Raw genomic sequence first — 13,238 nt, forward strand, 5'->3', positions numbered from 1 at the left:
GGGCATCCATGCCCGTCACCTCCCTCCGCAGTCCCTTCGCTCGGCCTCCTGAAGTCGCAATCGGTGGCGCCTGAACTATCGCGCGCTTAGAAGCAAAAGCAAAAGCAAAAGCAACGGCAACGGCAACGGCAACGGCAACGGCAACGGCAACGGCAGTTGGATGGTTCCGGGAACCTGGGGAATGTCACCGACCTCTCAATTCATAGGCCCTGTTAGGAGGACGCCGCCCCATGAAACACCTGACGCCTTGGTTATTGGCCGCCAGCCTGACTGCCTGCGGCGAAACCGCCCTGCTGAATGTACTCGACGGTAGTGGCCCAACCCCCCAGCTGCCTGCTCCGGTCAAGACCACCCTCCCCACCGTGAATATCGCCCCGGCAGTGGGCTGGCCCAAGGACGCCAAGCCCGAGGCAGCACCAGGCACTCAGGTGAAAGCGTTCGCCAGCGGGCTCGACCACCCTCGCTGGCTATACCTGCTGCCCAACGGCGACGTCCTGGTGGCCGAAACCAATGCCCCGCCCAAGCCCGAAGATGGCAAGGGCCTGCGCGGCTGGGTCATGAAGAAGGTGATGAAGCGGGCAGGCGCAGGCGTACCTAGCGCAAACCGCATTACCCTGCTACGTGATGCCGACCACGACGGCGTGGCTGAAATCCGTACGACCTTCATCGAAGAGCTCAACTCTCCGTTCGGCATGGCGCTGGTCGGCAAGGACCTGTATATCGCCAACACCGACAGGCTGCTGCGCTTTCACTATGAGCCCGGTGCCATGCAAATTCGCAATGAAGGCCAGCCAGTGATCGAGTTGCCAGGCGGGCCGCTCAACCACCACTGGACCAAGAACGTGATCGCCAGCCCTGATGGCAAGAAGCTTTTCGTGACGGTCGGCTCCAACAGCAACGTAGGCGAAAACGGTATGGACAAGGAACAGGGGCGCGCCGCGATCTGGGAAGTGGACCCCACCAGCGGCCAGCACCGCCTGTTCGCCACCGGCCTGCGCAACCCTAACGGCCTGGCCTGGGAGCCACACAGCGGCGCGTTGTGGACGGCAGTCAACGAGCGTGACGAAATCGGTAGCGATCTTGTACCGGACTACATCACTTCCGTGAAGGACGGCGGTTTCTATGGTTGGCCCTACAGCTACTACGGCCGCCACGTGGACGAGCGCGTGCAACCGCCAGCGCCTGAAAAAGTAGCCCAGGCACTGGTGCCCGACTACGCCGTGGGCCCACACACGGCATCGCTGGGGCTGGCATTCGCCGAACCTAACGGGCTACCACCGCCCTTCGAACAAGGGGCATTCGTGGGCCAGCACGGGTCGTGGAACCGCAAGCCACACAGTGGCTACAAGGTGATTTTCGTGCCGTTCGACCCATCAGGAAAGCCCTCGGGCAAGCCCGTAGACCTGCTTACCGGTTTTCTGGATGAGCATGGCAAGGCCCAAGGGCGCCCGGTCGGCGTAATCACCGACGGGCGTGGCGGCGTGCTGGTAGCCGATGATGTCGGCAACGTGGTCTGGCGGGTGAGCAAAGCCCCGCCTGTCCTCAGGGGTTCTGCGCCAGATGCCCTTGCGGAATGACGCGCTTGGCCTGCAGGTAAGCCTTGGCCCAGTAGCTGTTGGACAGGTAGTCCAGACGCACCGTGCCCCCGCTGGAAGGTGCATGCACGAATCGCCCTTCCCCGACATAGATGCCCGCATGGCTGACCTGCGAGCCGCCACTGGTGGCGAAGAACACCAGGTCGCCGGACTGCAGCGACTTGGCATCCACGGTTGGCGCGCGCATTACGATCATCTCACGCGTCGAACGCGGCAGGCTTATGCCGGCAGCATCACGATAGACGTACTTGATCAGGCCACTGCAATCGAAACCGGAGTCCGGCGTATTGCCACCCCAGCGATAAGGCGTGCCCACCAGGCCGATGGCACGCATCAGCACGTCATCGGCAATCGGCGAAGGGCTGGGCTGGCTATAGGTTACCTGCGGCTGTACCACAGGGGCCGGCGCAGGCGCACGGCTGGAGCAGGCAGCCAGCAAGGCTGCCAAGGAGAGAAATGCGAAGCGCGCCATCTTTACCATGGCCAGAACATCCTGTCTGAGTCCGCTGGGCCGCAGCCGAAAAGAGTTGAGAAATTAGATTAGACGTTTTCTATAAATGCGCACGGCGGCGAGCTTTTTTTCAAAGCATCGCCGCCGCGGCAGGGTACATCATTTTGCTATCAGTTGCGCGCGATATTGGTGGTCGGCGCCATGGCCAAGGCACGCTTGGCTTCGATGAAGGTCTTGCTCCAGTAGCGGTCACCGAGGCTGTCGATGCGCACACCACCGCTGCGGCGGCTGCTGGAGTGGATGAACTGGTTGTCACCCAGGTAGATGCCAGCATGGCTGACACGGCCGCGACCATTGGTGCTGAAGAACAGCAGGTCACCTGGCTTGAGCTTGTTGCGGGCCACTTTCGGGGCATCGACGTTGATCATTTCACGCGTGGAACGCGGCAGGGTGACACCCGCCTCTTCGCGGAACAGATAGCCGATGAAACCACTGCAGTCGAAGCCGGACTTCTCCGAGGTACCGCCGAAGCGATAGCGAGTGCCGATCAGCGACATGCCGCGCTCGAGAATGCTGTCAGCCAGAGCTGGCAACTGGTAAGGCTTGCTGCTGGAGAAGGTCTCCAGGTCATCTTCGGTAGCCAGCTCTTCCGGCTCGCCGAATACCGACGAGGAGGAGGCTTTGGCCTTGAAGGCCGATTGTGCGGCGATCGGGGAGTGATCCTGGGACTGCAGCTCTGAATGAGAAGCTGGGCCTTGGGCCGCGCAGCCAAAAAGCAGGGTCACGAGTGCGAGTGGCACGAGGGGTGCGAAGCGCTTCAGCATGGGCACGACCGTGTCTGTAATCCTTTAGAAGGGTGAAACTATGCCCTCTATCATGGCCATTTGCAAATTTTATCGAAAAAGATGTGACTTTTTCGTTTTGCCGCTCTGGCCCAGCGTTTTCGGGCTTACCAGCCCAGGGTTTCTTTGAGGAAAGGGATGGTGAGTTTGCGCTGTGCCTGCAACGAGGCCTGATCGAGGCGTTCCAGCAGGTCGAACAACGCGCTCATGCTGCGTGCCCCGCGGGTGAGGATGAAGTGGCCGACTTCGTCGGTAAGGTGCAGGCCACGGCGCGAAGCACGCAGTTGCAGGGCACGCAGCTTGTCTTCATCGGACAGGCCACGCATCTGGAACACTAGGGCCAGGGTCAGCCGCGACTTCAGGTCGGGCAGCTTGATCGGCAGTTCGCGCGGCGATGCCGAGGCGGCCAGCAGCAGGCGCCGGCCGCTGTCACGCAGGCGATTGAACAGGTGGAACATGGCCTCTTCCCAGTCAGCCTTGCCGGCGATCACGTGCAGGTCGTCGATGCACACCAGTTCATACTGGGCCAGGTAGTCGAGCAGCCCTACGCCACGATCGAGCAATTGCGCCAGCGGCAGGTAGACGGCTGGCTCGCCGCGTTGCTGGAAGCGGTGGGTAGCGGCCTGTAGCAGGTGGGTACGGCCAACACCTTGCTTGCCCCACAGGTAGATAAGGCTCTCGGTCCAGCCGGCGTCGGCTTCGCATAGCCGCTCGACGTAGCCCAATGCCGCAGCATTGGCGCCCGGATAGTAGTTGATGAAGGTGGCGTCATCGCGCAGGCGCACACCCAGGGGCAACTGGATCGGTGGTTTCATGCTCGCGGGCGGTCGACAGGACCGCAGGGGGCCTTTGGTGAACAATGTGCAAAGTCTATACCCGCAGCGCGGGGCGCACAATCACGGCAGCAGATAGCACAAGTAAAATCAACGAGTTGCGCTTTTTTTGGCTGTTTTGGGGCTGCTTTGCAGCCCCAATTTTCTTAACTGGCCGGCATTAAGGCGGCCCCGGGATCACAACTCCGGGTCGATATCCCCGGCATACATGTCCGATTCCTTGTACAAGTCATGCACATGCCGCAGCAGCACCATGACCACCGCCGCCACCGGCAGCGCCAGCAACACCCCGGTAAAGCCGAACAGCTCACCGCCGGCCAGGATCGCGAAAATCACCGCAACCGGGTGCAGGCCAATGCGATCACCGACCAGCAGCGGGGTCAGCACCATGCCTTCCAGCGCCTGGCCGACCATGAACACTGCGACGATACCCAGCATCGGGTACAGGTCGCCGCCAAACTGGAACAGGCCAGCCACCAAGGCCGCGCCGATCCCGATGATGAAACCCATGTACGGCACGATGGCAGCCAACCCGGCGAGCATGCCGATCAATAACCCCAGCTCCAGCCCCACCAGCATCAGCCCGGCCGAATAGATGATGCCCAGGGCCACCATCACCATCAATTGCCCGCGCACGAACGCCCCCAGCACCTCATGGCATTCGCCTGCAAGGCCCATCACTTGCGGCTCACGCTGGCGCGGCAGCAGGCCGCGCAGCTTGGCCATCATCAGGTCCCAGTCGCGCAGCAGATAGAAACCCACCACCGGGATCAGCACCATGTTGGCCAGCCAGGCCATCAGCGCCAGGCTCGAGGCAGTGGCATGGGACAGCAGCACACCGACGATATCGGTGGTCTGGCCCATGTGCGAGCCGATGGCGGCCTTGATCTTGTCGAACTTCCAGAAGCCGTCAGCCAGGCCCAGCCGGCTCTGCACCCAGGGCAGCGCCACGTGCTCGAGCCAGTCGAGCATCTGCGGCGCCAGTTCGTACAGGCGCACCAGCTGCTTGGCCAGCAGCGGCACCAAAACCAGCAGCAAGGCCAGCAACAGCAAGGTGAACAGGCCGAACACCACCACTACGCCCCAGGTGCGCGACAGCCCCAGGCGCTCCAGGCGGTCGACCAGCGGGTCGGCCAGATAGGCCAGCAGCACGCCGACCAGGAACGGGGTAAGAATGTTGTGCAGGCTGTAAAGCAGCACGGCGACCAGCAGGGCAACGCCCAGCCAGATCCAACGACGTACGTCGGTCACGGTGTGCTCCCCTTACCAGCGAAAACGCAAACCGTCGAACGGCTTGGGTGCTGGCTGGGCCGGCACTGGTTGCCCAGCGCCGGCAGCGTCTGCCGGAGCTGGAGGGGGCTGCAAAGCGGGCGCCTGCTCTACCGGTACTTCCTGCAGCTTGGCCAGGCCAAGCTGGGCGCGCAGCTGTTCGCGGTTGGCGGTCACGCCGTAGGTCAGGGTGCTGCCTTCGGCCATCTGCAGGCGCGGGCCAAAGGGCTCGAGCACGCGGGCCAGTTCGGCGTAGCGCTGCAGGTTCATCCCCTGCACTTGCACCTGCAACTGGCTGCTGGCCCCCGGGCGGGTGACGTAGCGCGGCGCCAGGCGGCTGCTGAGCGCCAGCATCACGGCGTCGGCCAGCGCTGCCGGGTCGGCACCCTCGGCGGTGCCTTGCTCACGCTGGTCACCCAACCACAGCTGCCACTTGCCCTGCCACTTGCCGTCGGCTTCCCGGGCATGCACCGCCAGCAAGGCATCGGCGCCGTAGCGCCCTGAGGCTTCGCGCAGCGCCGCAGGGTCGCTGCCTTCGATCTGCTCGGCATTGGCCACCAGTTGCTCCTGCAAGTCGGCCAGCGGCAGGCGCAACGGCAGGCCACGGTGCTGGGCGGCACGACGCAGGGGCTGGGCGCTGGCTTGGCCATCACCTACCAGGTTGCTGCCTTCGACACTGTCGCTCAGCCACCAGCCGAGAATCGAGGGCCGGTTGCTGCCCCACAATGCCAGGCCGGCCTTGCGCAAGGCCCGTTCGGTACTGCCAGGGTCGAACTCGACCAACACCGACTCGGGTGGCCCGGCTTCGCTGGCGACCTGGTTGATGATTTGCTGCGGGTCCTTGCGCAAAGCGGCCAATGCCGGGCTTTGCGCCGCCTTGGGGTCGCCGGTCAGGCGCGTTACCAGGGTATCGAGAGCCTGGATGGTAGCCGCGGCACGGGCTTCGGCGCCCTGCCCTGTGACCGGCTCGCGCACCTGGTAAAGGCCGGAGACATTTTCAGCCTGGGCACTGGCCGAGATCAGGGCCAGGCAACCGACTGCCAGAATATTGAAGAGACGCATGGAGGATTCCTGTCCATTTACCGCAATGCCTATACCTTATACACGGGGGCGAAAGGTAACCAGTCGCGAGGATGAAAGATTGGTTGCGGAGATTGCCTTGGAAATGTGATGGGTCTGACAGGTGCTCGCCGCAACAGGTTCAGAGCCTGCGCGTGCATGGCGCGGCCCTTGTGGCGTACACCCCCAACTTTTTACCTATTTTCATGCCCTGCCCGTCGGCCTGAGGATGGCCGCTGCCCGGCAACCCTGATAAAATCGCGCGCCTTCACAGACCACTGACGTTTCAGGCAGCCGCCGCTTACCAGCCGGCCTTGGCCGTCATGGTCGTTTTTAAGAATCCCTCCCTCCTAAAGGCCTGGATCAATGAGCAAGCAACCCTCCCTGAGCTACAAGGACGCCGGTGTAGACATCGACGCCGGCGAAGCACTGGTCGAACGCATCAAGGGCGTGGCAAAACGCACCGCACGCCCTGAAGTCATGGGTGGCCTGGGCGGCTTCGGCGCCCTCTGCGAGATCCCGGCCGGCTACAAGCAGCCGGTGCTGGTCTCCGGCACCGACGGCGTCGGCACCAAGCTGCGCCTGGCACTGAACCTGAACAAGCACGACAGCATCGGCCAGGACCTGGTCGCCATGTGCGTCAACGACCTGGTAGTGTGCGGCGCCGAGCCACTGTTCTTCCTCGACTACTATGCCACCGGCAAACTGAACGTCGACGTGGCCGCCACCGTGGTCACCGGCATCGGTGCCGGTTGCGAACTGGCCGGCTGCTCGCTGGTCGGTGGTGAAACCGCCGAAATGCCTGGCATGTACGAAGGCGAAGACTACGACCTGGCCGGCTTCTGCGTCGGCGTGGTGGAAAAGGCCGAGATCATCGACGGCTCCAAGGTTGCCACCGGCGACGCACTGATCGCCCTGCCGTCCTCGGGACCGCACTCCAACGGCTACTCGCTGATCCGCAAGATCCTCGAAGTGTCCGCCACCGACATCGAGAACACCCAGCTGGACGGCAAGCCGCTGACCGACCTGCTGATGGCGCCGACCCGCATCTACGTCAAACCGCTGCTGCAACTGATCAAGAACACCGGCGCGGTCAAGGCCATGGCCCACATCACCGGTGGCGGCCTGCTGGACAACATCCCGCGCGTACTGCCGGCCAACGCCCAGGCGGTCATCGACGTGGCCAGCTGGCAGCGCCCGGCGGTGTTCGACTTCCTGCAAGAAAAAGGCAACGTCGACGAGCATGAAATGCACCGCGTGCTGAACTGCGGCGTCGGCATGGTCATCTGCGTGGCCCAGGACCAGGTAGAAGCAGCCCTGAACGAACTGCGCGCCGCTGGCGAGCAGCCATGGGTGATCGGCCACATCGCCGAAGCCGCCGAAGGCGCTGCCCAGGTCGAGCTGCAAAACCTCAAGGCACACTGATGCCAAGCAAGACCTGCAATGTAGTGGTACTGCTGTCGGGCTCCGGCAGCAACCTGCAAGCCCTGATCGACAGCTGCCAAGGCCAGGACAGCCCGGTACGCATCCGTGCAGTGGTTTCCAACCGCGCCGATGCCTACGGCCTGCAACGCGCCGCGGCGGCCGGCATCGACAGCGTCGTGCTCGAGCACACCCAGTTCGACGGCCGTGAAGCCTTCGATGCCGCGCTGATGGCGCGCATCGACGGTTTCGCCCCCGACCTGGTGGTGCTGGCCGGTTTCATGCGCATCCTCAGTGGCGACTTCGTGCGCCACTACCAGGGCCGCCTGCTCAACATCCACCCGTCGCTGCTGCCCAAGTACAAGGGCCTGCATACCCACCGTCGGGCGCTGGAGGCAGGCGACGCCGAGCACGGCTGCAGCGTACACTTCGTGACTGAGGAACTCGATGGCGGCCCTCTGGTCGTACAGGCTGTGGTACCGGTGGTGCCTGACGATACCGTCGAAAGCCTGGCCCAGCGGGTACACCGCCAGGAACACCTGATTTACCCGCTGGCGGTGCGCTGGTTCGCAGAAGGGCGCTTGCGCCTTGGCGAACAGGGTGCATTACTGGATGGCCAGCCCCTGGCGGCCAGCGGTCACTTGATTCGATCCTAGGAGAATTTATGCGTCGCGCCCTGCTCTTGGCTCTCGCCGTGCTCGCCCTGCCCCTCCAGGCAGCTGATCTAAAGCCTTTCTCGGCCAGCTATACCGCAGACTGGAAGCAACTGCCCATGAGCGGCACCGCCGAGCGCAGCCTGGTCAAGAATGCCAACGGTACCTGGGACCTTAATTTCAAGGCTTCCATGATGATCGCCAGCCTGACCGAGCAAAGCACCCTGCGCATGGACAACGACACCCTGCTGCCACAGAAGTACCACTTCGAGCGTGGTGGCCTGGGCAAGGCCAAGAAGGTTGACCTGACTTTCGACTGGAACAGCAAAAAGGTCACCGGCAGCGACCGTGGCGATGCCATCAACCTGCCGCTGAACCGTGGTGTGCTGGACAAGTCGTCCTACCAGTTGGCCCTGCAACATGACGTGGCCGCCGGCAAGAAGAGCATGACCTACCAGGTGGTCGATGGTGACGAGATCGACACCTACGACTTCCGCGTGCTGGGCACCGAAAAGGTGACTACCAAGACTGGCCAGGTCGATGCGGTGAAGGTCGAGCGCGTGCGCGACCCAAGCCAGAGCAAGCGCATCACCGAGCTGTGGTTCGCCAAGAACTGGGACTACCTGCTGGTGCAACTGCGCCAGGTCGAGACCGATGGCAAGGAATACGTGATCGTGCTGCAGGATGGCACGGTCGATGGCAAGCCGGTGAAGGGCAACTGAGCCAGCGCTGCCAGCAGCACCCGAAGCCCCGCCTTGTGCGGGGCTTTTTTCTGCCTGCCTTGCACCGACGCCTGTAGGAGCGGCCTTGTGTCGCGATGGGGCGCGCAGCGGCCCCGGCAATCTTGCGTTGAGGCAAAGATCCTGGGGCCGCTGCGCGCCCCATCGCGACACAAGGCCGCTCCTACAAAAGCGCACCTGCCGGCCCAAAGGCTGATCATGAAACTTGTTTCATGCCGGTTTTATTTACTTAGCCTGCTAACAAACTCTATAAAGAGGTTGTGCGACACAGTGTCGCAGCCAACTGAAACAGTGGAGTTTAACGATGACAGTCCAAGTAACCGAACGCGACGAATCGAAAATGTCCCACGAAGGCCTGGCCGCTGGTGTGCGGATCTGGGATGTGCACCAACAGGGCCAACTGGTGGGGATGTTCCACAACGAACATGAAGCGCATCAGTACCGTACAGAGCTGGAAAACCTGGAAAACCAGCGCGCCACGCAATGACCCATCTTCAAATGAAAAACCCCGCCAAGGCGGGGTTTTTCGTGGTTACCACATCAGATCATCAGGGATCTTGTAGGCTGCGTACGGGTCGTCCTCGTCCGCTTCCTCGACATGGGTGTTCAGCAGCAGGACACGGCCAGGGTCGCGCTCCTGGATCTTCAATGCCGCCTCACGAGGGATCACCTCATAGCCGCCGGCAAACGACACCACGGCCAGCGCACCATTGCTCAGCTTGGTCCGCATCAGGGCATTGACGGCAATGCGCTTGACCTTCTTGTCGTCGACGAAGTTGTAGTAGTCCTCGGTGCTCAGCTTCGGCAGGCGAGTCGCTTCGATCAACTGCTTGATCTGCGCCGCGCGGGCCTTCTGCTCGGCTTTTTCCTGCTGCTGGCGGTTCAGTTCCTGGTCACGCTTGGCTTTCTCGGCCATGGCTTCCTTGGCCATGCGCTGCTGGCTGTCGTCCACCTCGACCTGGCCTTTGTGCTCCAGGCGTTTCTGTTTCTTCTCGGCCTTGTTGGCCTGGGAAACCTGTTTCTGGTTGACCAGACCGGCTTTGAGCAGTTGGTCGCGAAGGGAAAGGCTCATGAATGTTCACTCACTTATGCAACAGCTCAGCCGCAGCTGGGCAGGTTCTTTTCCTGACGTTTGGCTTCACCCCAAAGGGCGTCCAGTTCATCAAGGTTACAATCTTCGATGGGGCGGCCACTGTCGCGCAATGCCTGTTCGATGAAGCGGAAACGCCGCTCGAACTTGCGATTGGCACGGCGCAGGGCGTTTTCCGGGTCATGCTTGAGGTGGCGGGCCAGGTTGACGGCGGCAAACAACAGGTCGCCGATTTCATCCTCGAGCGCATCGGCATCGCCGTCGGCCATGGCCTGCAGTACTTCGTCCAGCTCTTCGCGCACCTTGTCCAGCACCGGCAATGCCGCGGGCCAGTCGAAACCAACCGTGGCTGCGCGCTTTTGCAGTTTGGCTGCCCGCGACAACGCCGGCAATGCCGCTGGTACGTCGTCGAGCAACGACAGCTGTTCGGGCTGGCTCTTTTCCGCGCGCTCTTCAGCCTTGATTTCTTCCCAGCGTGACTTGACCTGGGCCTCGTTCAGGCTGGGAATGTCCACCGGCGCATACAGCTCGCCGGTGGGGAATACATGCGGGTGACGGCGAATGAGCTTGCGGGTGATGCTGTCGACCACGCCGTCGAACTCGAAACGCCCCTCCTCGCGGGCCAGCTGGCTGTAGTAGACCACCTGGAACAGCAGGTCGCCCAGCTCACCTTGCAGGTGCTCGAAGTCGCCACGCTCGATGGTGTCGGCAACCTCGTAGGCCTCTTCGATGGTGTGCGGGACGATGCTCGCGTAGTTCTGCTTCAGGTCCCATGGGCAGCCGTACTGCGGGTCGCGCAGGCGGGCCATGAGGTGCAGCAGGTCTTCGAGGGTGTAGGTCATTCAGGCAGGTCCTTCGGTGGTGGCTTCTTCGCGGGCTTGCCCGCTCCCACAGGATGCATGCAGGTTTCGAAATCTGCATCTTGCCTGTGGGAGCGGGCAAGCCCGCGAAGCAGGCACCGCGGTCTCAAGGTGTACGATTACGCCGCGTCTCGATGATGTTGGGCAACTGCGAGATCCGCCCCAGCAGGCGCCCCAGCGCATCCAGGCCTGGAATCTCGATGGTCAGCGACATCAGCGCGGTGTTGTCTTCCTTGTTCGAGCGGGTGTTCACCGCCAGCACGTTGATCTTTTCGTTCAGCAGCACTTGCGACACATCGCGCAGCAAGCCCGGGCGGTCGTAGGCACGGATGACGATGTCGACCGGGTAGGTCTGCACCGGGATCGGCCCCCAGCTTACCTGGATCATGCGCTCCGGTTCCTTGCCCGCCAACTGCAGCACCGAAGCGCAGTCCTGGCGGTGGATGCTCACACCGCGGCCCTGAGTGATGTAGCCGACGATGGCGTCGCCAGGCAGCGGCTGGCAGCAACCGGCCATCTGCGTCAGCAGGTTGCCGACACCCTGGATCTGGATGTCGCCACGCTTGCCGGTACGCGGCCCGGTAGGCTTGCGCGGTACCAGTTCGATCTGCTCGATGCGCTCGGGCTCAAGCAGCTGCTGGGCGGCGTTGACCAGGTGCGCCAGGCGCAGGTCGCCGGCACCGAGCGAGGCGAACATGTCCTCGGCGGTCTTGACGTTGGTCTTCTCGGCCAGGCGCTCGAAATCCACCTGCGGCAGGCCCAGGCGGCTGAGCTCGCGTTCGAGCAAGGTCTTGCCGGCAGCGACGTTCTGATCGCGTGCCTGCAGCTTGAACCAGTGTACGATCTTGGCCCGTGCCCGCGAGGTAGTGACGTAGCCCAGGTTGGAGTTCAACCAGTCACGGCTGGGATTGCCGTGCTTGCTGGTAATGATCTCGACCTGCTCGCCGGTCTGCAGGCTGTAGTTGAGCGGCACGATGCGCCCGTTGATCTTGGCGCCGCGGCAGTTGTGGCCGATTTCGGTGTGCACGCGGTAGGCGAAGTCCAGCGGCGTGGCACCTTTTGGCAAGTCGATGGCGTGGCCGTCCGGGGTGAACACATAGACCCGGTCCGGCTCGATGTCGACCCGCAGCTGCTCGGCCAGGCCACCGATGTCGCCCAGCTCTTCGTGCCACTCCAGCACTTGGCGCAGCCAGGAGATCTTCTCTTCGTAATGGTTGGAGCTGGACTTGACGTCGGTGCCCTTGTAGCGCCAGTGGGCACATACCCCAAGCTCGGCTTCCTCGTGCATGCCGTGGGTACGGATCTGCACTTCCAGCACCTTGCCCTCGGGGCCGATCACCGCAGTGTGCAGAGAGCGATAGCCGTTCTCCTTGGGGTTGGCGATGTAATCGTCGAACTCCTTGGGGATATGCCGCCACAGGGTATGCACGATGCCCAACGCGGTGTAGCAGTCGCGAATTTCCGGCACCAGCACGCGTACCGCGCGCACGTCGTAGATCTGGCTGAATTCCAGGCCTTTGCGCTGCATCTTGCGCCAGATCGAATAGATATGTTTCGCCCGGCCGCTGATGTCGGCCTTGACGCCAGTGGCCAGCAGCTCGTTCTGCAGCTGGTTCATAACCTCGCTGATGAACCGCTCGCGGTCCAACCGGCGCTCGTGCAGCAGCTTGGCGATCTGTTTGTACTGGTCGGGTTCGAGGTAGCGGAAGGAAAGGTCTTCCAACTCCCACTTGATGTGGCCGATACCCAGGCGGTGCGCCAGCGGCGCATAGATATCGAACACCTCGCGCGCGACACGCAGGCGTTTCTCGTCGTCGGCGGCCTTGACCGCACGGATCGCGCAGGTGCGCTCGGCCAGCTTGATCAGCGCCACGCGCACGTCGTCGACCATGGCCACGAGCATCTTGCGCAGGTTCTCGACCTGCGCCTGCGAGCCCAGCACCAGCGATTGGCGCGGGCTGAGGCTGGCGCTGATGGCGGCCATGCGCAGCACACCGTCGATCAGCTTGGACACTACCGGGCCAAAGCGCTGGCTGACCTCGGCCAGCGTCACCTTGCCCTCGCGCACCGAGCGGTAGATGACCGCCGCCACCAGGGAATCCTGGTCGAGCTTGAGGTCGGCTAGGATTTCCGCGATCTCAAGGCCCGCCTGAAAGCTGGACGTACCGTCCGCCCAGGAATGCTTGGCCGGGTTGCCCTTTTTCTCGACTTCATGGGCAAACTCGCAGGCCTCTTTCAGCGCTGCGCGATCCAGTGCCGAATCGACGCTTACCACATGGTCCAACCATGCTTCGAGATTGATACTGCCGTCGGTGTTGACCGGCTGGTGCACTCTCACCTGTACCATCTTTGTTTTACCTTTCCATACAGCACACCACACGGGTGCGCTGGCGATCACCGTGCGGCCACCATTCCATGAAAGCC

Annotated in this window: 13 protein-coding genes; 5 read left to right on the forward strand and 8 right to left on the reverse strand. The window is 62.8% G+C overall.

Features of this window, described 5'->3' with window-relative positions; all coding sequences use genetic code 11:
• Nucleotides 1-230: 230 nt before the first annotated feature.
• Nucleotides 231-1,577, forward strand: coding sequence for a PQQ-dependent sugar dehydrogenase (locus RR51_RS25375; protein ID WP_039615066.1), 1,347 nt, complete (start codon nt 231-233; stop codon nt 1,575-1,577).
• Here RR51_RS25375 and RR51_RS25380 read toward each other — a convergent pair.
• From RR51_RS25380 to RR51_RS25400, 5 genes are all read right to left on the reverse strand, one after another.
• The gene (locus RR51_RS25380) at nt 1,543-2,076 is read right to left on the reverse strand and encodes a C40 family peptidase (RefSeq protein ID WP_013971371.1); all 534 of its coding nucleotides are present in this window, start codon (nt 2,074-2,076) and stop codon (nt 1,543-1,545) included. The genes RR51_RS25375 and RR51_RS25380 overlap by 35 nt on opposite strands.
• Nucleotides 2,077-2,216: 140 nt before the next feature.
• Complete coding sequence (locus tag RR51_RS25385) at nt 2,217-2,870, reverse strand: C40 family peptidase (RefSeq protein ID WP_015269239.1); 654 nt, start codon at nt 2,868-2,870, stop codon at nt 2,217-2,219.
• 125 nt (nt 2,871-2,995) lie between these two features.
• Entirely contained in the window at nt 2,996-3,703 is a 708-nt protein-coding gene (gene hda, locus RR51_RS25390) for a DnaA regulatory inactivator Hda (protein ID WP_013971369.1), read from the reverse strand.
• A gap of 195 nt (nt 3,704-3,898) precedes the next feature.
• Entirely contained in the window at nt 3,899-4,972 is a 1,074-nt protein-coding gene (locus RR51_RS25395) for an AI-2E family transporter (protein ID WP_039615067.1), read from the reverse strand.
• A gap of 12 nt (nt 4,973-4,984) precedes the next feature.
• A complete protein-coding gene (locus RR51_RS25400; RefSeq protein WP_039615068.1) occupies nt 4,985-6,052 on the reverse strand; it encodes a DUF2066 domain-containing protein in 1,068 nt (355 codons plus the stop codon).
• Between the two features lie 363 nt (nt 6,053-6,415).
• On the opposite strand from RR51_RS25400, the gene purM reads away from it, so the two are divergent.
• From purM to RR51_RS25420, 4 genes are all read left to right on the forward strand, one after another.
• The gene (gene purM / locus RR51_RS25405; protein WP_013971366.1) at nt 6,416-7,474 is read left to right on the forward strand and encodes a phosphoribosylformylglycinamidine cyclo-ligase; all 1,059 of its coding nucleotides are present in this window, start codon (nt 6,416-6,418) and stop codon (nt 7,472-7,474) included.
• Nucleotides 7,474-8,127 (forward strand): phosphoribosylglycinamide formyltransferase, encoded by a 654-nt coding sequence (gene purN / locus RR51_RS25410; protein WP_039615069.1) that lies wholly within the window; start codon nt 7,474-7,476, stop codon nt 8,125-8,127. The genes purM and purN overlap by 1 nt, the downstream gene beginning before the upstream one ends.
• A gap of 8 nt (nt 8,128-8,135) precedes the next feature.
• Nucleotides 8,136-8,846 carry a DUF3108 domain-containing protein gene (locus tag RR51_RS25415; protein ID WP_015269234.1) on the forward strand — a complete coding sequence of 237 codons (711 nt, stop codon included), beginning with the start codon at nt 8,136-8,138 and terminating at the stop codon, nt 8,844-8,846.
• Nucleotides 8,847-9,168: 322 nt separating this feature from the next.
• Entirely contained in the window at nt 9,169-9,351 is a 183-nt protein-coding gene (locus RR51_RS25420; protein ID WP_003257734.1) for a hypothetical protein, read from the forward strand.
• 45 nt (nt 9,352-9,396) lie between these two features.
• Here RR51_RS25420 and RR51_RS25425 read toward each other — a convergent pair whose 3' ends face one another.
• The 3 genes from RR51_RS25425 to relA form a co-directional block, all read right to left on the reverse strand.
• Complete coding sequence (locus tag RR51_RS25425) at nt 9,397-9,936, reverse strand: DUF2058 domain-containing protein (RefSeq protein ID WP_013971362.1); 540 nt, start codon at nt 9,934-9,936, stop codon at nt 9,397-9,399.
• 26 nt (nt 9,937-9,962) lie between these two features.
• Entirely contained in the window at nt 9,963-10,796 is an 834-nt protein-coding gene (mazG, locus tag RR51_RS25430; protein ID WP_039615070.1) for a nucleoside triphosphate pyrophosphohydrolase, read from the reverse strand.
• A gap of 124 nt (nt 10,797-10,920) precedes the next feature.
• Entirely contained in the window at nt 10,921-13,161 is a 2,241-nt protein-coding gene (gene relA / locus RR51_RS25435; RefSeq protein ID WP_015269231.1) for a GTP diphosphokinase, read from the reverse strand.
• Nucleotides 13,162-13,238: the final 77 nt, after the last annotated feature.

This window comes from Pseudomonas sp. C5pp (assembly GCF_000814065.1).
In the GTDB taxonomy this organism is placed as follows: domain Bacteria; phylum Pseudomonadota; class Gammaproteobacteria; order Pseudomonadales; family Pseudomonadaceae; genus Aquipseudomonas; species Aquipseudomonas asiatica.

What these genes read in the sequence shown, in the direction of transcription:
- RR51_RS25415 (WP_015269234.1), top strand. Translation starts at nt 8,136, where the DNA reads ATGCGTCGCGCCCTGCTCTTGGCTCTCGCCGTGCTCGCCCTGCCCCTC.
- RR51_RS25420 (WP_003257734.1), top strand. Translation starts at nt 9,169, where the DNA reads ATGACAGTCCAAGTAACCGAACGCGACGAATCGAAAATGTCCCACGAA.
- relA (WP_015269231.1), bottom strand. Translation starts at nt 13,161, where the DNA reads ATGGTACAGGTGAGAGTGCACCAGCCGGTCAACACCGACGGCAGTATC.
- RR51_RS25385 (WP_015269239.1), bottom strand. Translation starts at nt 2,870, where the DNA reads ATGCTGAAGCGCTTCGCACCCCTCGTGCCACTCGCACTCGTGACCCTG.
- RR51_RS25400 (WP_039615068.1), bottom strand. Translation starts at nt 6,052, where the DNA reads ATGCGTCTCTTCAATATTCTGGCAGTCGGTTGCCTGGCCCTGATCTCG.
- mazG (WP_039615070.1), bottom strand. Translation starts at nt 10,796, where the DNA reads ATGACCTACACCCTCGAAGACCTGCTGCACCTCATGGCCCGCCTGCGC.
- RR51_RS25425 (WP_013971362.1), bottom strand. Translation starts at nt 9,936, where the DNA reads ATGAGCCTTTCCCTTCGCGACCAACTGCTCAAAGCCGGTCTGGTCAAC.
- purM (WP_013971366.1), top strand. Translation starts at nt 6,416, where the DNA reads ATGAGCAAGCAACCCTCCCTGAGCTACAAGGACGCCGGTGTAGACATC.
- purN (WP_039615069.1), top strand. Translation starts at nt 7,474, where the DNA reads ATGCCAAGCAAGACCTGCAATGTAGTGGTACTGCTGTCGGGCTCCGGC.
- hda (WP_013971369.1), bottom strand. Translation starts at nt 3,703, where the DNA reads ATGAAACCACCGATCCAGTTGCCCCTGGGTGTGCGCCTGCGCGATGAC.
- RR51_RS25380 (WP_013971371.1), bottom strand. Translation starts at nt 2,076, where the DNA reads ATGGTAAAGATGGCGCGCTTCGCATTTCTCTCCTTGGCAGCCTTGCTG.
- RR51_RS25375 (WP_039615066.1), top strand. Translation starts at nt 231, where the DNA reads ATGAAACACCTGACGCCTTGGTTATTGGCCGCCAGCCTGACTGCCTGC.